We start from the raw sequence: 21,100 nt of genomic DNA on the forward strand, positions 1-21,100 counted from the left end.
TCCCAGTGCACTAGCGTCATGCGCTCAGCGATGCACGCAAGCGGGTGTAGTGTTCGTTAGCATTCACCAACTCGACCGCGCCTGAACGATTTCTCGACCAAGCGTTGCGGATCCTGACCGAGGGCGAACTCACGTACCGTGCCACCGACGATAAAGAAAAACGCCTAGCAAACCAGGCGTTCCTCAAACGGATCTACATCACCGAAGAGGAAACCACCGAAATAAGTCTCGGCGAACCATTCGCAGGGCTGGTGAGTAACAATGCCCCCGGCTCAGGTTCAACTACGACCACAAACGTGCCCTAGACAGGACTCGAACCTGCGACCTTCCGCTCCGGAGGCGGACGCTCTATCCACTGAGCTACTAAGGCATTCTTCGTAAACCTGTCTTTGGACGCTCGGTCCCAGCTTTACGGAAGCAGAAAAACTCTACCAGGCTTGCCGGGTCATCCCATCTCCGGGTCCCACAGCCCCTCTTCCTGGAAGACCTGTTTCGCCAGTTCCGGCACATCAGTAACGATGCCGTCCACGCCTATGTTCACCAACTTGACCATCTGCTCTGGATCGTTGATCGTCCATACGTGAACAGCCAGACCGGCAGTGTGAGCAGTAGCAACAAAACGCGGACTAACCACTCGGATTCCCCGCGTCTTCTCGGGAACCTGGGCCGCTCTCGCATGATGTCTAGGACCGGGGACGCGCCATGTCTCAGCGTTCGAGACGGTCTCTGACGCAAGCAGGAGATTCACTATCGCCTTAACTCCCAGGGAGGTCGAGACTTCCGGGCCGCCAATAAGGCGAATGTGCTCAAGCCGACGTTCCGAGAACGACGCAATCATGGTGCGCCCGATCGCGTCGTGCTCCTTGAGCAACTCCACCAGCGGCTCTGCCACCTCGTTCGTCTTGGCGTCGATGTTGAGGTAGAGATCTGGGAACTCGGTCAGCACTTCAGAGAGCAGTGGCATCTTTTCGCCCGCCTCGTTACGAAGCTGCGAGATCTCTTCGTAGGTGTGATCGAAAATCTTGCCCTCGCCACCGTAACTTCGGTCGAGAGTTTCGTCATGGCAGACGACGACCTGACCGTCAGCGGTTAGCTGTACGTCCGTCTCAAGATATCTGATGCCGATCTCAGAGAGCCTCCGGAAGGCCGCCATCGAGTTCTCGGGGGCTTCAAAGCCCCCACCTCGATGCGCAAAGATAATTGGATACGGACTCGCGGCTACGGGTATCACGAGCACTCCTGGCCAAGGAACACGGCGTCGTGAGCTTGAAGCCAAGGGCTGGGATCTATTGTTTCAGTGCCACCGGCTGGGTGCAGTTCAAGGTGCAGGTGAGGGCCGGTTGAGTTTCCGGTGCTTCCCACAGAACCGATCTGTTCTCCTGCCTCAACCTTCTGGCCCACAGTGACCAGTTGAGTTCCCTCAGCTTGGTGCAGGTACCAGGACTGGATCATTGTCCCGTCCGTGTCGATGTGGTCGATAATGGTCAGATACCCGTAGGTCTCACGAGGTCCAGCAAATGACACGGTCCCGTCCGCAACGGCATGAATAGGCGTTCCAAAGGGTGCCGCATAGTCGTCACCCTGATGAAGTTCGTACGCTCCGGTAAACGGACTGAAACGGTATCCGTAGGGAGAGGATGTCGTGTACGTTCCCTCACGAAGAGGAAAATAGACCCGCTCCGCTTCGGTGAAACTACGCGAACCGTTCGCAGCGGTGGGCAACGCCAGACAACTATCCACGACAACCGAGGCTCGGACCCGGGCTCTAGATGCGGCAGTCATAGTGCCCGCGAAATCTCCCGTGTCCTGAAGACTGTCAGACGCGAGATCGGCCCATGAATCCTCACCCGACAAAGGAACGCTCCCTGTCGCCGTTGAGGGCTCATTCGAAGAATCTGCCGCCGCCGTGGCGGTCGTCGAAGGGCTCACAAGCAGGGTTACCAGCACGCCGGTCAGCGCAGCGACTCCGCCCGCTCCGATCCACTGAGCACGACTGGGCTCATTTGCGGTAGGAACTTGGGTCTTAGGGGAGCCACGAAGCTCCGTCCGACTAGGGAACGGTACACCCACGTTCTCCCGCGACATCCATCCCAACTTTCCTGCTCGAATTTTCTTTAAGCGCGCTCCATCATTGGCCCGAGAACACGCTATGAAAATGATTGTACGCCCCGTAAACGGATTGGACAGTGCGCTTGGCAACAGAGATTTTTTATCTCACAGAAAATGCATCACTGAATACCTCGTTGCAACGAGTCTTTGACCTGACCAACGAGCTCTTCGAGCAAATCTTCGAGAAAAAGCACACCTATCACAGACTCTTTTGCACTGGTGGTGTCAGACCTCGTAACGGCCTCCATGTGTTTGGCACCCTTTTGCATAGATCGGAGAGCGGACTCCGCCTCAACATTCTCGTCCACCGACTCCAGTTCACGAATACGCCAAGGTTCAAGAGGTCTATCTCTCTGGTCGCCGGTCGCGTACAGCACATCCTTTAGGTGCACGTAGCCTACCAGTTTCCCCTCATCATTTGCCACGGGAAACCTTGAGAAACCCGTTTTCGTAACCAGAGCTTCAACCGAGTCGGGAGTAACCGGCTCAGTGAGGACAGTTAGTTGATCGAGGGGAACCATCAAAGAACCAGCGGTTTCTTCAGTGAATTCAAGGGTTCCAGTCAGTAGCCCCAAGTCGTCAACGAGCTTGCCTTCCTCTCGGGACAGCTCGACGATTGATGCAACCTCCTCCACCGTGAACGTTGCCGAAATCTCTGACTTGGGTTCCATTCCGAAGATCCGTAAGAACCAGTTCGCCGTATGGTCGAGTCCCACGACTATTGGGCGCAGTATCTTCCCGAAAGCGACAAGGATCGGAGCGAGCAGTAGCAACGCTTTCTCGGGTGAGGAGATAGAAATGTTCTTTGGAACCATCTCACCGAAAACAACGTGAAGGAAAAGCACTAGAAGCAGAGCGATAACGAACGCCACTCCGTGTGCCGCCCCTGCCGGAGCACCAACGGCGAGGAGTGGACCCTCAATGAGGTGTGCGATAGCAGGTTCGGCGATGACGCCCAGCGAAGTGGACATCACAGTGATCCCGAGCTGACAAATTGCCAGCATCACGGAGACATGTTCAAGCGCGTAGAAAGCCTGCTTGGCGCCGCGGCGTTGCTCATGGACCAGGGGCTCGACGGCTGAGCGCCGCGACGATGTCACCGCGAACTCAGCAGCCACAAAGAACGCATTGACCAGCAGTAGCAGGACGGTGATTCCGAGACCCAGTACGGGATTCATGGTCTCTCCCCCGCCTGACTTGATTCGGCATCGGTGTCCGAGGCTGAATCGTCCTCGCTCAATGCCTCAACATGCAGGCGCGTGATTCGCCGACCTCGCATGGCGACAACGTCGATCCGCGCCTCGTCCGTGACGACCTCGTCCCCGACTTCTGGAATACTCCCGAGTTCATCCATCACAAAACCCGCGAGCGTCTCGTATGGACCATCGTCGCCGACGTAAACCCCGGTCTGTGCGCGCAACTCATCGGGACGCAGAGTCCCGGGAACCATGTACCCACCACCGGGCGTCGACTTGATTCCCATTCGTCTGCGGTCGTGCTCGTCAGAAACCTCGCCCACCAACTCCTCAACGACGTCCTCAAGTGTGACGATGCCAGCCGTCGATCCGTATTCGTCCACGACCACGGCCATCTGCAACCCCCCACGCAGATCAACCAGCAGCGGTGCAAGCCCGACTGTCTCTGGGACAAATACTGGTTCGACACTCAGCGAACTTGAGGTCGCGGGAACCTCGCCGCGTCGATCATAGGGAATCGCGACCGCTTTACGAAGCGAAGCGATTGCCGCCACAGCCTCGCCACTGTGGTCAAGGATCGGAAATCGAGAGTGTCCCGTCTCCCTCGCCAGATCAACCAGGTCCGCCGCAGTCGCGTCGCTTGGAAGCGCTCGCACCCGCCCGCGGTCAGTCATTACGTCCACCGCCGTCAGTTCGCCCATGAGTATTGAGCGAGTGAACAGATCCGCTGTCTCCTCGGCCAGGGTTCCTTCTTCCGCGGAATGTCGTACGAGGAACGCCAGTTCCGAGGCGGATCGAGCAGAGGAGATCTCTTCCTTCGGTTCTATTCCAAAAAGACGCAGTATCCAGTTCGCAGTTCCGTTCAGTACCGCGATGATCGGCCGAAACAGCCAGGTGAATCCCATCTGAAACGGAGCGGTTAGTTTCGCGGTAGCCATCGGATCAGACAGGGCCATGTTCTTTGGAACCAGCTCGCCAAAGAGCATTGAGAACGCGTTCACGACAATCAGCGCCACAACCACGCCAATGGTCGTCGACAGCGCCGTTCTTACCCCTGCGCTAGTCATGAGGTCCGCGAACAACTCAGAAAGCGCCACCTGAGTGGTGTATCCGAGCAGGATGGTGGTTAGTGTGATTCCCACCTGCGCGCCTGAAAGTTGGGTAGAGAGGTGTTTTAGTGCCTTTAGTACTCCTGCGGCACCACGCTGCCCCTCCTGAGCCTTGCGTTCAACGGACGCCTGATCAAGCGCAACAAAAGAGAACTCTGCTGCGACGAATATCGCAGTTCCAAAGGTCAGGACTATCCCCAGCAAAATCATAAGGATGTCACCCATGGCGGTACCAACCCCTTGGGACGGAACTGATTGTTCCCCTGTATCCGGGTCTGTCTAATGCTGTCGAAACGCCCCAAATGCAACGTTCCAGGGCCACTTGATTCTGTCTCCCGCTGCGCCAGACGCAACGGGAGCGTAAATGTGGAGGGTCATCCTGTGCGCGAGCCATAGTGAGCCAACTATACCGAGACTGCGGACCCACGCGCCCAGCGAGTTCAGTCTCGATTACCACCGATCTCTGATGGAGCGGAATCTGCTTGGTAAACGTCGGGACAAAAGCAGGTAAAACCCGGCGATTCTTGTGAAACAAACTGAGACTTAGGGCCTGGATGTACCTAGACTGAGTCGGGATCGATGGCCGCCTGGCCGTCCTGGAGTCAAGGGAGCTTCCGTGAGCGAAGAAGGTCAGTCTGCATACGCAGAGCTTGGGCCAAACGACTGGTACATCGCGCATATGTTTGAGATGTTCACTGCCGATCCGCGCAGTGTGGATGATTCATGGCGAGAGTACTTCGAGGCAAACCCGCAGGTCGGACCTAAATCGCTTGAGTCCCTGGATCGGGGACTCTCAGGCACACTTAGCGAAGCGGGACAGACCTCCGAAGCAGTGCCTTCGACAGAACTAGCTTTCAACGCTTCGGACCTTGATCCGTCCTCTCCCGTTCCCACTGCAACCCCGGCGGTGAGGCCGCATGACGAACTGGTTACCCGCTCTGATCTACCACCGGCCCCCACGCCGAAAATCAACGAGGCAACCTCGCCATACGTGCGCGCCCACCAGCAGAGCCTTCGACTCTCCAGGCGCACCACCTCGAACGAAGAAGACGAGACAATAGTTCTTCGCGGGGCCGGTCGGGCGGTTGCAAAAAACATGGAAGCATCGCTGGCGGTACCGACCGCGACATCAGCACGAGACATCCCTGCGAAGTTGATGATCGAGAACCGATACGTCATTAACAGCCATTTGGCACATACCGTTGGTGGCAAGGTTTCGTTCACTCATCTGCTCGGCTACGCCCTGGTTGAGGCCCTGGCAGAACTCCCCAAACTAAACGTCCGCTATACGCAGAAAGACGGCAAGCCAGCGGTCGAGGAACTGGCTCACGTTGGCCTGGGCATCGCCGTCGATATTCCCAAGGACGACGGAAGTCGTTCCCTTCTGGTGCCCGTAGTACGAAACGCAGACACTCTCACATTCCTTGAGTTCGTCGCCGCCATGAACGACCTGATTTCTCGCGCCCGCGAGGGCCAACTCACGGCCGAGGACTTCCAGGGGGCAACGGTTTCCCTAACAAATCCGGGAACCCTGGGGACCACCCACTCCGTTCCTCGTCTGATGTCAGGACAGGGCGTCATCATCGGTATCGGCGCCACTGACTACCCCGCCGAGTGGGCAGGAGTCTCCCCCAAGCGTCTTGCGGAACTTGGTGTAGGCAAAACTATGTACGCAACTTCGACGTACGACCATCGGGTGATTCAGGGGGCAGACTCGGGAACGCTTCTGCGGAAGTTCGCTGACAAACTAGGTGGAAAGGACGACTTCTACGACCGGGTCTTTGACGCCCTCGAAATTCCCTACCCGCCGTACCGGTGGGAGGCGGACCGCGTTTATGACATTTCCCAGGAGAAGGGCAAACAGTCCAGAACGACTGAACTGATCCATGCTTACCGCTCCCGCGGCCACCTAGCGGCCGACACCGACCCGCTTGCCTACAGGGTGCGACGCCATCCCGACCTGGAACTGGGTCGTTACGGTCTGACAGTATGGGATCTAGATCGCACATTCCCAACCGGTGGATTCGGCGGTTCGTCTCAGATGGTTTTGCGTGACCTGCTGCAGCGTCTTCGTGATACCTACACCCGTAGCGTCGGGATCGAATACATGCACATCCAAGATCCGGCACAGCGTCTCTGGGTTCAAGAACAGATTGAAGCGCCCTACCAAAAACCCAGTTCGGAAGAGCAAAAGCAGATCCTCTCAACCCTCGTTCACGCCGAGGCATTCGAGGAGTTCCTACAGACCAAGTTCGTCGGACAGAAACGCTTCTCGCTTGAGGGCGGAGAATCACTGATCCCGCTCCTGGACACGGTTATGTACGACGCGGCTGAGGCGGGCCTTGCAGAAGTCACCATCGGGATGGCACACCGCGGCAGGCTCAACGTTCTTGCAAACATTGCCGGGAAGTCGTACTCGCAGATTTTCTCAGAGTTTGAGGGTAGTGAGCACATGCGCGGCACCCGGGGATCGGGCGATGTCAAATACCACCTAGGAACCGAGGGGGTTTACTCAGCAGGAGACGGCCTGGCAACCAAGGTCTACTTGGCTGCAAATCCCTCGCACCTTGAAGCGGTTGATGGGGTCCTACTGGGTATCACCCGCGCCAAGGACGACCTGTTGGGCGATCCGACCTGGCCGGTCCTTCCGGTGCTAGTTCACGGCGATGCTGCCTTTATCGGCCAGGGCGTTGTCTATGAGTGCCTGAACATGAGTCAACTTGAGGGCTTCCGTACCGGCGGCACTCTTCACGTGATCATTAACAACCAGATTGGCTTCACCACCGCTCCCACCGCTGGAAGATCGACCAGGTATCCGACCGACCTTGCGAAGGGAATGCAGGTTCCGATATTCCACGTCAACGCCGATGATCCCGAGGCGGTGGTCCGAGCAGCCCGACTCGCTTTCCGCTATCGCGAAGAATTCAACAAGGATGTCATCATCGACCTGGTCTGCTACAGGCGTCGCGGACACAACGAGGGCGACGACCCCTCAATGACCCAACCTTTGATGTATCGGTTAATCGACGAGCTTCCCTCAACCCGCGCCGTCTATACCAGCAACCTGATCGGTCGCGGCGATATCAGCCAGGACGAGGCAAACCAGTTCCTTCAGGACTACGAGGTACAACTGGCAAAGATCCTTGAAGAGACTCGCGAACGAGGAGGTATCCCCGACCGCCAGACAGCTGCAAGTCAAGCTTCTAGCACCGACCCTCACTACCCCGTGGCAGAGCGACACGGCCTGGAGGTCCCTGAGTCACAACTACCGGGTTCAGGAATGATGATCGGCTGGACCTCGGCCGTTTCACCTCAGGAACTAGAGCGAATCGGCGAGGCATATACCTCACTTCCCGAGGGTTTTACCCCCCACAGAAAGCTTGAACAGCTCTCGCAGCGTCGTCTTGCGATGTCTCGTGGAGAGACTCCCATCGACTGGGGTTTTGCTGAGCTCCTCGCTTGGGGGACCATGCTCATGGATGGCACCCCTGTACGGATCAGTGGGCAGGATTCCCGCCGCGCGACGTTCGTTCAGCGTCACGCAGTTCTGCATGATCAGGTCGACGGGCGAGAGTTCACTCCGCTTAACTTCCTCACAGAAGACCAGGCCGGTTTCCAGATTTATGACTCTCCCCTGTCCGAGTATGCTCCGCTTGCCTTCGAGTATGGTTACTCGGTCGAACGTCCCGATATGTTCGTTGCCTGGGAGGCACAGTTCGGCGACTTCGTGAACGGGGCTCAGACGGTTGTCGATGAGTTCATTTCGTCCGCTGGACAAAAGTGGGGCCAAGCCACCTCGATGGTCATGATGCTGCCACACGGGTATGAGGGACAAGGACCCGATCACAGCTCAAGCCGTATGGAGCGTTATCTTCAGCTTGCGGCCGAGGAAAACTTCTGGGTAGCTCAGCCTTCAACTCCCGCGAATCATTTCCACTTGCTCCGCACTCAGGCGTACCGCAGGCCGAGAAGTCCGCTCATCGAGATCACGCCGAAGCAGCTTCTGCGGCTGTCCGCCGCAAGTTCTTCCCGGGAAGAATTCATTCGAGGCGAGTTCCTCCCCGTTATCGGTGAGACGAACCCTGACGTTACGGCGAACGCTAACTCAGTGCGCAAAGTTCTGATCTGCACCGGCCGTGTGTACTACGACCTAGCGAAGCAGCGGGAAAAGTTGGGGGCCAGCGACGTGGCGATCGTACGCGTTGAACGGCTTTATCCTCTTCCCGTTGAGGAACTCATCTTGGCGCTGGAACCCTTCAGTAACGCTGAGTGGGTTTGGGTGCAGGACGAGCCCGAGAACCAGGGCGCCTGGCCGTTCATGGCCCTGAACCTGTTCCCGCTACTAGGTAAGGTTCCGCTGACCTCAGCGGCTATCGCCAGCGGAAAAATACCTAGGTGCCCGACGGTCTCAGTCGTATCTCGCGACGCCGCCGCCTCACCTGCAACCGGCTTAGGTTGGCGCCATCGCGAAGAGGCAGCCTCAATCCTTGACCGCTCCTTCATGTAGACCCAGGTCCATCAATTGGAAGAGCCCCGGACCTGTCGGTTACGTTGCCGAACTTGGTCTGGGGCTCTTACTACTTGGCTTTTGGCCAATCTGGTCCTGCGCGGATTACCCGCGCGGCTTAGGTGTTGGGTCGCTTGCCGTGGTTTGCCTTGTTCTTGCGACGTGCCCGCTTCTTGCGTCCGCGTGTGCTCATTACTGCCTCCGTATCGCCCGCAATCCGCGAGTCTTTGTACTGCTACCAGTGAAAACTATCAGGATCGCGGGTCTAAGCGGAACCTGAGGCTGTGTGAGATTCGAAAAAGATTCCGTCGTCCGTCCATCTTGGCCGCCGAACGCTAGCTGTCGCTAGAGTCCTCGTTCAGCTCTTCAAACGTCAGTGCAACAAACCGTACCTCGCTGACAATCCTCGCCCTGAGCGTTGGTGGACAAACGGAGGGTCTGCACGCTCGGAGCAGTGCCCTCAACTGAATCACTTCCCTTGGTGCGTGGTCCGAACAAATGGGGCAGTCTTTACTGTGTTCCTCTGGCAGACTTTCTCCGCGGTCCACAGACTCGCTTCTCGAGTTGTCTTCAAGCATCAGTCCACCTCCCATCCGCGCGCTTCAGCTTCTGTCCGCAGTGACCTTCTCAGCTTCTCGCGGCCCCTGTGAATCCGACTAGTCACAGTACCCATCGGAACCTCAAGTAGCTCTGCGATTTCCTTGTAGCTGAACCCCATGACATCAGAAAGGTAGACGACCCGACGCTGATCATCCGGCAGCTCTTCAAGCATCCGTAGCACTTCAGCGCTCTCAAGCTGGATTATCGCTTCACTCTCGGCGGATGGAGAAACGGGAGCATTTGCAATCGTTGACTGCTCGGGACCACCGGATTCTTGAGCGGCGCTACTGAGTTGCCAGTCAGCCGGGAGCGGATCACCGATCCTTCCGAGGTCTCGTCTCTTGCTGCGATAGTCCGATATGAATGTGTTGGTGAGAATTCGGTAAAGCCACGCTCGGACGTTGGTTCCCTCTTCAAATGACGCGAAGTTAGAAAACGCCCGCAGGTACACGTCCTGTACTAGATCCTCTGCGTCACTTGGGTTGCGCGTCAGGCCCAGCGCGGCAGCGTACATCTGGTCGAGGAAGGGCAACGCCTCTGCCTCAAACCTGGCCTCAAGCTCTTCGAGTCGCAACGTCTCCGCCGCGCTTGGTGGTGCATTCATCACCTCAAGGCTACAGCCAACAGGATTCCTTATTGTTCCGCGATTGACATTGGATACCTAAGCGGGCGGGCACTGTAGACGTAACTTGGAGCAGGTCCCACAATGGGAGGGTGACTACCAACTGGCCCGCCCCGACACCCCTTGCGCCACTCAGCGCCGAGGTCGTATTGCCCGGCTCCAAGTCTCAGACCAGCCGCGCCCTGGTCATTGGAACTATTGCTCGCCACCCCACGGTTATTCGAGGGGCCCTGGCATCACGCGACAGCTATCTTGCATCAAGAGCGATGGAGCAGTTTGGGGCTCGGTTCGAGTACAGCCGGTTATCGAATGAGATCACCGTGCACCCTCCCGCAGAGCTAAAGGGAGGCGGCACCATCGACTGCGGGCTCGCGGGAACGGTGATGCGCTTTGCTCCCGCTCTCGCAGCGTTCGCAAACGGAAAGACCCAGTTCATTGGTGACCAGGCTGCTCAAAAGCGCCCGCTCGCCCCTCTGATGAATGCGCTGATCTCCCTCGGGGCGAAGGTGAAGTATCAGGGGGAAGAGGGCTACCTTCCTCTGCGGGTTCGCGGTTGCGCGACACGACCCACCTCGGCCTTCGAGGAACTGGGGCACGGCCAGTGGGACGCTCCCTCGGCCCCAGACGTTGCCGTTGATACCACCAGTTCATCGCAGTACCTTTCTGCCCTTCTGTTAGCCTCCCCTCTGTTCCCGGTGCCGACGGTGCTCCGGGCCGAGGGACGGATTCCCTCTTGGCCCTACGTGCAGATGAGTATTGACATGCTGGCTGATCAGGGTGTGGATATCAAGCGGACCTCATCGTCGAGTTGGCTCACCGACTCGGTTCGCCCTTATGGCAACCCAATCAACATCGAACCCGACCTCTCAAATGCCGGTCCCTTCCTAGCGGCGGCGCTGCTGAGCGGGGGAAATGTCACCGTGGCGGACTGGCCGCAAAGCACCGATCAGGTTGGGAAGTACTGGTTGGATCTTCTGCCTCGCTTCGGCGCCACCGTGGCACTATCGGAGTTGGGGTTGACAGCTCATGCCCCGCGAGGACTTGAGTGGCCGGGGATGGAGTTCGACCTGGCCCCTTGCGGAGAGCTCGCCCCCACCGTGGCAGCACTGTGTCTTTTTGCCACGTCTGCCTCAACCATCATCGGAATCGGTCATCTTCGGGGACACGAGACAGATCGTCTTGCGGCACTCGCCGAACAGATCAGTAAGCTCGGTGGCCAGGCAAAGATTCTGCGCGACGGAATTCGGATTATTCCCGCACCTCTCAGGCCAACGCTCATTGACACCTATGATGACCACCGCATGGCAACCTTTGCAGCACTGGTGGGACTACGTGTTCCCGGCTGTACCGTCCAGAATATTGAGACGACCGCGAAAACCCTCCCTGAATTTCCGAGCAGATGGGGATCGATGCTTGACGGGACCGCTTCCCCCGAGCCGCTATGGCTCTCCCAGGTCGTAGAAGATCCGTCTATCGTTGGAAGCAAGCCCTAGTGTCCCCTGTCGCAAATACATTTCCTAGATCGAGTCCGGAGTGTGCGCCTACCAAGACAGGCGAGCGAGAGCTTCTCGGGGGCAAGCCAAGCAAGGATGCCGCTGAGAAGCGCTGGCTCGGTGCGTCAGATCGGGAGCGAAGTTGCAACGCGAGACACTAGAGGGCAACAACTAAGTAGCGAGAGGCACTCTTGGCGAAATACGACACCGGAACGGACGACGGGAGGGTACGCGTAAGGCCCCCGAAGTCTTCGCGTCCACGCACAAAACGCCGCCCAGACTATTCCGACCGGCCCTCCGGCCGGGTGGTGGCCGTTGATCGTGGTCGCTTTGCCGTCTCCCTCGACTCAGACCAAGAACTGATCGTCTCAGCGGTAAAGGCGCGTGAGCTTCCTCGCGCCTCGGTCGTCATCGGTGACCGGGTTAGATTGACCGGGGATATCACGGGCCGGGAGGGTACCCTCGCCCGCATTGCTCAGGTTGAGGAACGTAAGAACGTTCTCCGTCGGAGCCTAGAAGAAGCCGCCGAAGGGCGGGGGGAAAAGATAATCGTCTCGAACGCCGACCTGATGGTGATCGTGGTCGCGGCAGCCACACCTTCTCCGCGTGTCGGAATGGTTGACCGCTGCTTGGTCGCAGCTCGGGAAGCAGAGATCCCGGCAGTCCTGTGTCTGACAAAAACCGACCTGGCCAGCTCCGACGACTTTGTTAGGCACTTCGAGGGCTTCGGCCTGACTACCGTGCGGACCAGGGTTGCCGGTGATGAAGTTGCGGGCGTCGACGAAGTCGAGGAGCTGGTCACAGGTCGTTTTTCTGTACTGATTGGCCACTCGGGCGTTGGAAAGTCCACGCTAATCAATGCTCTGGTTCGAGGCGCCGATCGGACGGTGGGTGAGGTGAATCAACACACTGGGAAAGGTCGCCATACCTCGACCAGCGCCATCGCTCTTCCCCTGGAAGATGGAGGCTGGATAGTCGACACCCCTGGTGTCAGGTCGTTCGGGTTGGGACACGTCAGTGAAGCCGACGTACTTGGGGTTTTTCCGGGGGTTACCGAGGCTACTGAACTGTGTCTACCGAACTGCAGCCACTTGGAAACGGAGCCCTCGTGTGCCATTGACGCCTGGGTTCATGAAGCTCCAGACGAGGGACCGGTACCGCGGAAAGAACGCGCCGAACGTGCCAGAAGTCTGTTAGAAGCACTTCCCAGCAGTCACTGGGAGTAACTCAATCCTGAGCCAAAATCTTCAGGACCGCCTCTTCCAATTGACCATTAGTGACAACTGCGCCCGGACCCCAGGGACCAGGGACACCCTGCAGGTTGGTGAATGTGCCGCCCGCTTCGGTCACGATCGGTGCCAACGCCGCCATATCGTGAAGTGCAAGTTCCGGTTCTGCGGCGAGGTCGACCACTCCCTCGGCGACCAACATATAGCTCCAAAAATCCCCGAACCCGCGGGAGCGCCAGCATTCGTCGATCAGCCGCTGAAACTGGGTTCCGAAGCCCTTCGCACTCCATCCCTCGTACGAGGAGTAAGAGATGAATGCATGATCCAGTTCACTAACGTCCGAAACATGGATCGGCCTGGGTCCAGATAGGTCGTATGAGGCGGACGCAAACGCGCCGCCTCCGTGCCTTGCCCACCAGCGTCGCCCCAGTGCCGGAGCGGAGACGACTCCCAGAACCGGAGAGCCGTCTTCGATCAGACCGATGAGGGTCGCCCACACCGGTACACCCCTGACGTAGTTGTGGGTTCCATCAATCGGATCGATGACCCACTGGCGCGAACTCGACCCCTCCTCTAGCCCCCCTTCCTCGCCAAGAACCGCATCGCTCGGGCGTTGCTTGTGCAAGATTTGCCGGATCGCTGCTTCGCATGCCCTATCGGCGTCCGATACCAGGGTCATGTCTGCCTTGGTTTGAATCTTCAGGTCAAGGGCTCTGAATCGCTCGGTTGAGACCCGATCGGCTGCGTCCGCCAGGGACAGAGCCAGCGACAGATCGTCTTCGAGGGAGTGGGCGGGGGAATGTGGGGAAAGACTCATGGATCCAGGTTACTTCGATCCTTTCCAGTGTGAGTCGCCAGACCAATCCCGCAAGTAGGTTGACGGCGCTTTTGGTACCTGCACTACCATCGGTCATATGGCCGGGCGTTTCTTAATGATGACTACGCGAACGATCGAAACAGTTGCCGAATCGGAACGCGAAGCGATGCTTAGGTTGACCGGAATGGGCGAAGACGATCTGGTAAATGTTCGCCTCGAACGTGAGCCATTTCCGCAGATCGACTTCCGATACTGGGATGGGGTAATCCTCTGTGGGTCCTCATTTGATGTCTCGGCGCGCGAAGACGATAAGTCTCTGCGCCAGCGCGACATCGAGAGGAACATGCGCGAGTTAACGACGCGCGCCATTGAGCAGGATTTTCCGGTGCTTGGAATCTGCTACGGATTAGGTATTGTCGCTCAGAACCTTGGTGGCATCGTCGGCTCCGACATTCACGAGGACATCTCTGCCCCGGTGCTGCAGGTAACTGCAGAAGGGCGTCGAGACCCCATTCTTGAGGGCGTGCCGGAACGGTTCCACGCTTACGTCGGACACCATGAGTCCGTGGTTGTTCCACCATCAGAGATGGTTCCACTTGTGACCGGGGCGGTTGCCCCGCTACAGATGGCCCGTGTGGGGAGAAACGTATATCTAACCCAGTTCCATCCCGAGCTCGACTTCGCCGGAATCAATGTTCGGATCGACAGTTTCGCTGATTACGGCTACTACCCGCCAGAGGAGCGAGCACTGGTGGAGGCTCGCGTCACCGGAGTCGATGTCAGCCACGCACACAAGATTCTGACCAACTTTGTGGAGCGCTTTTCCTCAGATCGATACGCCGCTTAAATCGAGCTAATTTTCGGTCGCGTTTGGCGTCATTGGTTCGGACAACCGGGTTCTCTCCGTTATGTCGTACCACTCCAGAGGTTCATCAAACAGAGTCTCCACCAGGGCATTGGCATCTTCTTCACCCCGGGAGTTCAAGACCTGACGCACGATCTCGAGTCCTTCTCTCCCGTCTGCCATCAAGGAATCTATTTGCTCCCATGCCTCAAAGAACGCAGCATTGTCCGGCAAGTCTCCCACTGCAACTACTCGAGGACCCGCGATAACCGCCTCCTGCATCAGCTGAAGCGAGGCGAACGAAGCTTCGTCTAGAGCATCCTCCAATATGGTCTCACGGTCGTCAGGCCTCGCTTCCAAGGGAACAACAGCTTTGATTACCTGGCGTTTCGGCGGCTTGACATCCGAGAGTTCGTCAGGGGCGAGAGGAAGATAGGCGCGCATGGAACCAGTGTGCCACGTCTATTTAGAGGTCCGAGAAGTCCTCTCCAGGTGACTCCAGTTAGGTACTTTTTCCACAGGCTTGCAGATTGAACTTCCTCCCCCGGGTACGTTGCTATTGTCACTGTCTGCCAAGAAAACACGGCACGCTCAGGGGACCGAGAACCCCGACCAAATGCTGGTCAAATGACAGTGACAGGAGTGAGCCATGGACGCAAGAACTAAGGCAATGGCGGTCGTGCAGCATAGTTCTTTAGCATCAAGGAAGACAACGCCACCTCCCGAACGGCGATACTCGCCACTGCATCAGAAGTCGTCGACTCAAAACCGATGCAGATCCCTCGGGGGCCTCCGGGCACTACTAACTCCGGCCCTGGCTCTGTCACTAACAGTTTTCGCCAGCAATCATCTGCTGTCTGCCATCGCGGTTGGTGGGTTTTATGGCCCTGTGGGTTTGGCGCTAATTTTTACCGTCGTAATTGAAGCGATTGCCCTGTGGTTCCTGGTGTGGAGTGTCTTGGCATTGCTCTCTACTGTTCCCCAACTCCCCACCAGATTTCGTTCAAAACTAGCCGGCTCAGTCATTTCCTACGCGCCGGCCGCCGCGAGAACCATTGCCTCTCGGGCGCTCGTCTCAACTGCGATCGCGGGTTCAGCTCTAGTGGGTCCAACCGCGTTTGCCGAGGACCTAGGCTCTGGGGTCGATGATCTGTTGTGGGACAGTGCTCCGGTGGCAACCAAGACTTTAGAGGTAGCGTCCAGTGACATGCAAGAAGTGTGGCTCCCAGGCGCTACGCCTGAGCCGCTCGCAGACGGGAGTTCCGAGGTATCTTCCGCGGCCAATCCTGACCCGTTGGCAGGTCCGTCTACCGTCGAGGAATCCGCTGAACCCTCACTCCCCCTAATGTCCACCGTGTCCCCTGACGCTGCTTCGACCGCAGCAAAGGAAAGAGAAGATGCGAGCATGCTCAATCCAGTCGGCACGTTGATGGCCCTCTCTGAACCGGAAGTCATCGGGCAAGGCAACCCCGCCTCGACATCCAGGCACGGCTCACATACCGAGCCGATCAACATTCTTTCGCAACACCAGTTTCGCGATTTGGACCTTACCGCGACACAGCGCGCCGAAGGCCCTCGACCGTTGGCTGCGGCTGAATCAACGAAAGCAACCACAGCGGCGCAGGTCAAGACGGGGATTAAGGCTCTTCAGTATGTCGTGGAGCCGGGCGATTGCCTCTGGAACATCGCCAAATCTCAGCTACCGCAGGGGACCCAAGACCGGGATATAGAAGAGGCGTGGAAGCAAATCTACCTCGACAACCAGGAGAATATTGGGCCTGACCCAAATCTCATCGAACCGGGTCAGACACTATCGCTCCGGGTGTGACTAGAAAGCCAGGACACATGAATCTGAGTTGAGGAGGACAGGCCAATGACCGCACAGACCATCGTCTCTGCACAGAGACACTCGCCGCGAATGAAAAGACCCATTCGCTCGTATGCACCGCTCTACCCACCGCACCAAAGCAGCCGCCTCACAATCGATGTCGACTCGGATGCATCCAGCTTTTTCGCCGCAAGCAAACCATCTCCTTCTGATGACAAACCTGAGCCCTGGGCACGTGCCCTCGCTGGCGCGATCCTCGATGCGGTAGAGGGACGAAGAGATCTTCGCAGTCTGGATCGGTGGATTACCCGGGAACTGTTCACACAGCTGACCAAGTCGTGCAGACCGTACCAAAAGACCGACCAAAAGCCGCGCCGCGCACAACCCTATTCAACTCGAACCTGGTACGCATCAAGCAGGGTGGTGGAAATTGCCGTCACAGTCTGGGATCAAGACCGGCTGCGGGCGGTGAGTATGCGACTGGTGCGACGGAATAAGGGCTGGATCGTTGTGGCCGTCGAGTACGGCTAGCAGATCACGCTTACCAGTCGGGTCACTGGTCATTGCAACGGGTAAAGGTTTAGTGCTTCTTCAACCCGCCGTGGTGGGATCATCCCCGCCCATGCGGGGAGGTACTGAGTAGCAGACGACGCGCTGCATCGTGAATGGGACCATCCCCGCCTACGCGGGGACGTAGGTTAGGGTCTAGCGCTTCTTGGAGCCACCCTTTTTCTTCGACTGTGCTCGACGCTGCGCTCGATTCATCCCGGCCTGCCCTGGTTTGGAGGCTCCTCCCACGGTCTGAGTAGCACCCGGACCTTCGAGTGTCATTCGCTTGGGCGCAGCCTGACGCCCAACGTCCCCCATAACGCTCTTGACTCCTGCCGCAGGGGCAGGGCTCTGCTTCCTGGGATTCTTTTCCTTGGCGGTGTTTTGTCTCGCCGCATCGTCCTTGTCGGCCTCACTCGCCGATGTAGCTGCAGCATTCGTAGCGATGCCCGCCGCCGCCATACCCGATCCAGAAATGTCGACTCCGGACGCTAGCAGTTCTTCTCGCTGTTCCTGAAGCTTTTGGAACTGGGTCGCATAGTTAAAGAGCTGTTGGACCGACTCCTCTTGGATTCGTTCCATCATTGCTTGGAACATCAGTGCACCCTCGTCCTTGTATTCGACAAGGGGATCACGCTGACCCATTGCACGAAGGCCAATGCCTTCCTTGAGGTAGTCCATCTCGTATAGGTGTTCACGCCACAGGCGATCAACCGTGGCCAGGACTACACGCCGCTGTAGCTCACTTCGCGGATCCTCCCCTAGCTGATCAACAGCGATGGGATTGTCAGCAAGCTCCTCAATCATCGTCTGATATGCGGCCTTAATATCACCGGTAAGCTCAAACGCGATGTCTTCGCGCGTAATCGCCTGCGGGCCACCGTGCTCTTCAAGAACCTCATCAACGGTTACCGAAACCGGATAGTATCCGCGCAGTTCGACCCAAAGCTTGTCAAGATCCCAGTCCTCAGATCTCTCTGCTGCTGTGAACTGAGCGACCGCGTTTGAAACCAATGATTCCTGGAACTGGTCAATCTGGTCCGCCAGGTCTTCTCCGCCCAAGACTCGAGCACGCTCGTCGTAGATGAGCGAACGCTGGGCGTTCATGACATCGTCATACTTCAGAACGTTCTTCCGAATCTCAAAGTTGCGTGACTCGACCTGTTGCTGCGCGGACTGAATCGAACGCGAAACCATCCTTGACTCAAGCGGCATGTCCTCCGGGTAGGCACCCGACATCATGATTCGCTGCGCCATTCCTGAGTTGAACAGGCGCATGAGATCGTCTTCCATCGACAGGTAGAAGCGGGACTCACCTGGGTCACCCTGACGTCCGGAACGACCGCGTAGCTGGTTGTCGATGCGGCGGGATTCGTGGCGTTCAGACCCAAGCACGTAGAGCCCGCCCAGTTCCGCAACCTCGTCGTGCTCCTCCGAGACCGCTCTGCGCGCATCTTCAAGAGCATCGGCCCAGGCTTCGCGATACTCCTCTGGATACTCATCGGGATCCAGCCCGCGGCTCTTGAGGTTCGCCTGAGCGATGAACTCTGCGTTGCCGCCAAGCATGATGTCAGTTCCGCGGCCTGCCATATTGGTCGCAACCGTCACGGCGCCCTTACGTCCAGCCATAGCAACGACCTGGGCCTCACGTTCGTGCTCCTTGGCGTTTAGCACCTGACGAGGAATGCCGCGCTCGGCCAACATGGATGCGAGCAATTCAGACTTCTCGACGGAGGTGGTACCCACAAGGACGGGTTGGCCCTTCTTGTGACGCTCCGCGATGTCGTCGATTATGGCGTTCAGCTTGCCTTTCATCGTCGGATAAACCAGATCGGACTGGTCGACGCGAATCATGTCACGGTTCGTCGGAATCGGGATTACCCCGATTTTGTAGGTCGAAGCAAACTCTGCCGCCTCTGTCTCTGCAGTACCTGTCATGCCCGAACGCGAGCCCTCGGGGTAAAGACGGAAGTAGTTCTGTAGAGTCACCGTTGCCAGAGTCTGGTTCTCGGCCTTGATCTCCACCTTTTCTTTGGCTTCGATCGCCTGGTGCATGCCTTCGTTGTAGCGCCGTCCCGGCAGAACGCGTCCGGTGTGTTCGTCAACAATCAGGACCTCGCCGTTAGTGACGATGTAGTCCTTGTCCCGGTGGTACAGCTCCTTTGCGCGAATCGCGTTATTCAGGAAACCGATAAGTGGGGTGTTTGCCGCCTCGTAAAGATTATCGACACCCAGCTGGTCCTCGACCTTCTCAATTCCGGGTTCAAGGATGCCGACGGTGCGCTTCTTCTCATCGACCTCGTAGTCCACGTCTGGTTCGAGGACCTGAGAAATGCGGGCGAATTCCGTGTACCAACGATTCAGATCACCAGACGCAGGACCCGAAATAATCAGAGGGGTTCGTGCCTCATCAATAAGGATCGAGTCAACCTCATCGACGATCACAAAGTTATGGCCGCGCTGGACCTGGTCCTCGGGTCGTTGCGCCATGTTGTCACGCAGATAGTCAAAGCCGAACTCGTTGTTGGTTCCATAGGTGATATCCGCGCTATAGACATCGCGACGCTGCTCCGGCGTCTGCCCCTGAAGAACGCATCCCACCGTAAGCCCCAGGAACTTGTATATGCGCCCCATCATCTCTGACTGGTACTCGGCCAGATAGTCGTTGACCGTGACAACGTGGACGCCCTTACCCTCAAGGGCGCGGAGGTACGAGGGCATGGTCGCAACCAGAGTCTTACCTTCACCCGTCTTCATTTCGGCGATGTTTCCACCGTGAAGAGCTGCACCGCCCATCACCTGGACGTGGAATGGCTTCATTCGCAATACTCGCCAGGCGGCCTCACGCACCGTTGCGAAAGCCTCAACCAAAATGTCATCAAGTGTCTCACCATCGGCAAGACGTGCTTTGAACTCATCGGTCTTTGCCTGGAGTTCCTCATCTGATAGCTTCGCGAAGTCTTCGTCGAGCGCATCCACCTGCGTGGCTATACTGTCGAGCTTGCGAAGCTGTCGGCCTTCACCGGCCCTGAGGATCTTGTCAACAAATGACACTGGGACTCCTAATCTTTGCCATCGCATTGTCGCTGGCGAAGGCAACGTGGGCAATTTGCCCGCTAACCATCCACCAGTCTACGGAATTCCCAGCGGGTAAGCCCCTGTGCGAGGCAAAAGCACCGTGAGATTCCAGCAACTAAGTAATAAAGACAATCCTTGCGCTATTGGCTAACAAAGCCCGTTTCGATTCTGAGCAACAGGTCACAGTCGAGTAAGATTAATGAACTCTCATAGAGAGTCGGGTGCAAACCCGATCCATTTTGTGAAGGAGGCACGCAATTCAGCGAAGCTCCTCTTGCTTCGCGATTCACTCTTCCAAATCCGAAGGTTTCCTGGAGGCCCTAATGGACATCGTCGTCACCGGACGCAACGCAGAAATTCATCCAAACTTCCGCCAAGCGGTAGAGGACAAGCTTGAGAAGGTAACGCTTTTCTATCCTCGTGCCCAGCGGGTTGAAGTCGTGTTAACGCACGAAGGCAATCCCCGGCTTGCTGACCGCAGCGAGCGGATTGAGTTGACTGTCTATGGAAAGGGACCCGTCATTCGTGCCGAGGCCGAGTCTGCGGACCGCTATTCGGCAGTCGACCTGGCAAGCGCCAAACTGTTTGAACGCCTACGTAGAATGCGTGATCGGGTAAAGGACCGTCGCAAGGGTAAGGGCAACGGAGCGCCCGAACCGAGTGAACTGACCCCCGAAATCGTTGATGACCAACTGAACGAGGACTTCACTGACGCCGAAGACTGGGCGCTTCGTTCCGCAGAGGACCTAAAGGTCGGTGAAGTGCGCGAGGAACAGCTTGGCGATTCACCGGTGCTTGTTCGACAGAAGGTACACGAGGCCGCGCCAATGTCTGTTGACGAGGCTTTGCAGCAGATGGAGCTGGTGGGACATCCATTCTTCCTCTTCATTGATCAGGACACCATGCAACCCTGCGTCGCGTATCACCGCAAGGGGTGGACTTACGGAATTATCCGCCTGAACACCCGGGTCGATTCTGAAGGGGTAGCCCACAGCTAGCGGAAGGCAACACGACCCCCGCGCGATGAAGCAAAGATGCCGAAACGCGCGGGGGTTTTAGCGTCACTGTCACGCGGAAGCCCACAACCCCACTACCTCCGGCTTTGGAGGTTATCCCCAG

Annotated in this window: 16 protein-coding genes and 1 tRNA gene; 8 read left to right on the plus strand and 9 right to left on the minus strand. The window is 57.6% G+C overall.

Annotation, left to right across the window (positions count from 1 at the left end):
* Positions 1 to 104: 104 nt before the first annotated feature.
* Positions 105 to 305 carry a hypothetical protein gene (locus U6G28_00420; GenBank protein WRS30193.1) on the plus strand — a complete coding sequence of 67 codons (201 nt, stop codon included), beginning with the start codon at positions 105 to 107 and terminating at the stop codon, positions 303 to 305.
* On the opposite strand, the gene U6G28_00425 is transcribed toward U6G28_00420, so the two are convergent.
* From U6G28_00425 to U6G28_00445, 5 genes are all read right to left on the minus strand, one after another.
* Positions 298 to 370 (minus strand) — tRNA-Arg (locus U6G28_00425). The two genes, U6G28_00420 and U6G28_00425, sit on opposite strands and share 8 nt — an antisense overlap.
* A 75-nt stretch (positions 371 to 445) precedes the next feature.
* Positions 446 to 1,231: a glycerophosphodiester phosphodiesterase gene (locus U6G28_00430; GenBank protein WRS30194.1), complete on the minus strand. Its 786-nt coding sequence runs from the start codon at positions 1,229 to 1,231 to the stop codon at positions 446 to 448.
* Positions 1,228 to 2,085 carry a M23 family metallopeptidase gene (locus tag U6G28_00435; GenBank protein ID WRS30195.1) on the minus strand — a complete coding sequence of 286 codons (858 nt, stop codon included), beginning with the start codon at positions 2,083 to 2,085 and terminating at the stop codon, positions 1,228 to 1,230. The genes U6G28_00430 and U6G28_00435 overlap by 4 nt, the downstream gene beginning before the upstream one ends.
* A 143-nt stretch (positions 2,086 to 2,228) precedes the next feature.
* The gene (locus U6G28_00440; protein ID WRS30196.1) at positions 2,229 to 3,287 is read right to left on the minus strand and encodes a hemolysin family protein; all 1,059 of its coding nucleotides are present in this window, start codon (positions 3,285 to 3,287) and stop codon (positions 2,229 to 2,231) included.
* A complete protein-coding gene (locus tag U6G28_00445; protein WRS30197.1) occupies positions 3,284 to 4,639 on the minus strand; it encodes a hemolysin family protein in 1,356 nt (451 codons plus the stop codon). Before U6G28_00445 ends, U6G28_00440 begins: the two co-directional genes overlap by 4 nt.
* Positions 4,640 to 5,030: 391 nt before the next feature.
* On the opposite strand from U6G28_00445, the gene U6G28_00450 reads away from it, so the two are divergent.
* Entirely contained in the window at positions 5,031 to 8,921 is a 3,891-nt protein-coding gene (locus U6G28_00450) for a multifunctional oxoglutarate decarboxylase/oxoglutarate dehydrogenase thiamine pyrophosphate-binding subunit/dihydrolipoyllysine-residue succinyltransferase subunit (GenBank protein ID WRS30198.1), read from the plus strand.
* 577 nt (positions 8,922 to 9,498) lie between these two features.
* Here U6G28_00450 and U6G28_00455 read toward each other — a convergent pair.
* Entirely contained in the window at positions 9,499 to 10,125 is a 627-nt protein-coding gene (locus tag U6G28_00455; protein WRS30199.1) for a sigma-70 family RNA polymerase sigma factor, read from the minus strand.
* 110 nt (positions 10,126 to 10,235) lie between these two features.
* On the opposite strand from U6G28_00455, the gene aroA reads away from it, so the two are divergent.
* Together aroA and rsgA are read left to right on the plus strand one after the other, a co-directional pair.
* Positions 10,236 to 11,636 carry a 3-phosphoshikimate 1-carboxyvinyltransferase gene (gene aroA / locus U6G28_00460; protein WRS30200.1) on the plus strand — a complete coding sequence of 467 codons (1,401 nt, stop codon included), beginning with the start codon at positions 10,236 to 10,238 and terminating at the stop codon, positions 11,634 to 11,636.
* Positions 11,637 to 11,827: 191 nt separating this feature from the next.
* Complete coding sequence (gene rsgA / locus U6G28_00465) at positions 11,828 to 12,862, plus strand: ribosome small subunit-dependent GTPase A (protein ID WRS30201.1); 1,035 nt, start codon at positions 11,828 to 11,830, stop codon at positions 12,860 to 12,862.
* Position 12,863: 1 nt separating this feature from the next.
* Here rsgA and hisN read toward each other — a convergent pair whose 3' ends face one another.
* Positions 12,864 to 13,682: a histidinol-phosphatase gene (gene hisN / locus U6G28_00470; protein WRS30202.1), complete on the minus strand. Its 819-nt coding sequence runs from the start codon at positions 13,680 to 13,682 to the stop codon at positions 12,864 to 12,866.
* 115 nt (positions 13,683 to 13,797) lie between these two features.
* Here hisN and U6G28_00475 point away from each other — a divergent pair, with 115 nt between their 5' ends.
* Positions 13,798 to 14,529, plus strand: a complete 732-nt coding sequence (locus tag U6G28_00475) for a gamma-glutamyl-gamma-aminobutyrate hydrolase family protein (GenBank protein WRS30203.1) — start codon at positions 13,798 to 13,800, stop codon at positions 14,527 to 14,529.
* A gap of 6 nt (positions 14,530 to 14,535) precedes the next feature.
* On the opposite strand, the gene U6G28_00480 is transcribed toward U6G28_00475, so the two are convergent.
* A complete protein-coding gene (locus U6G28_00480) occupies positions 14,536 to 14,970 on the minus strand; it encodes a hypothetical protein (GenBank protein ID WRS30204.1) in 435 nt (144 codons plus the stop codon).
* Positions 14,971 to 15,175: 205 nt separating this feature from the next.
* On the opposite strand from U6G28_00480, the gene U6G28_00485 reads away from it, so the two are divergent.
* Entirely contained in the window at positions 15,176 to 16,354 is a 1,179-nt protein-coding gene (locus tag U6G28_00485) for a LysM domain-containing protein (protein WRS30205.1), read from the plus strand.
* A gap of 45 nt (positions 16,355 to 16,399) precedes the next feature.
* Complete coding sequence (locus tag U6G28_00490) at positions 16,400 to 16,885, plus strand: Rv3235 family protein (GenBank protein ID WRS30206.1); 486 nt, start codon at positions 16,400 to 16,402, stop codon at positions 16,883 to 16,885.
* A 174-nt stretch (positions 16,886 to 17,059) separates the two neighbouring features.
* Here U6G28_00490 and secA read toward each other — a convergent pair whose 3' ends face one another.
* Complete coding sequence (gene secA / locus U6G28_00495) at positions 17,060 to 19,957, minus strand: preprotein translocase subunit SecA (GenBank protein ID WRS30207.1); 2,898 nt, start codon at positions 19,955 to 19,957, stop codon at positions 17,060 to 17,062.
* A 347-nt stretch (positions 19,958 to 20,304) separates the two neighbouring features.
* Between secA and raiA the strand changes: the two genes are divergently transcribed.
* Positions 20,305 to 20,979 (plus strand): ribosome-associated translation inhibitor RaiA, encoded by a 675-nt coding sequence (gene raiA, locus U6G28_00500; GenBank protein ID WRS30208.1) that lies wholly within the window; start codon positions 20,305 to 20,307, stop codon positions 20,977 to 20,979.
* The last annotated feature ends 121 nt before the right edge of the window (positions 20,980 to 21,100 follow it).

It is taken from the genome of Actinomycetaceae bacterium MB13-C1-2 (genome assembly GCA_035621235.1).
In the GTDB taxonomy this organism is placed as follows: Bacteria; Actinomycetota; Actinomycetes; order Actinomycetales; family Actinomycetaceae; genus Scrofimicrobium.

Excerpts from the sequence above, each read along its gene's own strand:
- U6G28_00435 (WRS30195.1), bottom strand. The coding sequence starts at position 2,085 with ATGTCGCGGGAGAACGTGGGTGTACCGTTCCCTAGTCGGACGGAGCTT.
- U6G28_00440 (WRS30196.1), bottom strand. The coding sequence starts at position 3,287 with ATGAATCCCGTACTGGGTCTCGGAATCACCGTCCTGCTACTGCTGGTC.
- U6G28_00445 (WRS30197.1), bottom strand. The coding sequence starts at position 4,639 with ATGGGTGACATCCTTATGATTTTGCTGGGGATAGTCCTGACCTTTGGA.
- U6G28_00455 (WRS30199.1), bottom strand. The coding sequence starts at position 10,125 with ATGAATGCACCACCAAGCGCGGCGGAGACGTTGCGACTCGAAGAGCTT.
- hisN (WRS30202.1), bottom strand. The coding sequence starts at position 13,682 with ATGAGTCTTTCCCCACATTCCCCCGCCCACTCCCTCGAAGACGATCTG.
- U6G28_00475 (WRS30203.1), top strand. The coding sequence starts at position 13,798 with ATGATGACTACGCGAACGATCGAAACAGTTGCCGAATCGGAACGCGAA.
- U6G28_00480 (WRS30204.1), bottom strand. The coding sequence starts at position 14,970 with ATGCGCGCCTATCTTCCTCTCGCCCCTGACGAACTCTCGGATGTCAAG.
- U6G28_00485 (WRS30205.1), top strand. The coding sequence starts at position 15,176 with ATGGACGCAAGAACTAAGGCAATGGCGGTCGTGCAGCATAGTTCTTTA.
- U6G28_00490 (WRS30206.1), top strand. The coding sequence starts at position 16,400 with ATGACCGCACAGACCATCGTCTCTGCACAGAGACACTCGCCGCGAATG.
- raiA (WRS30208.1), top strand. The coding sequence starts at position 20,305 with ATGGACATCGTCGTCACCGGACGCAACGCAGAAATTCATCCAAACTTC.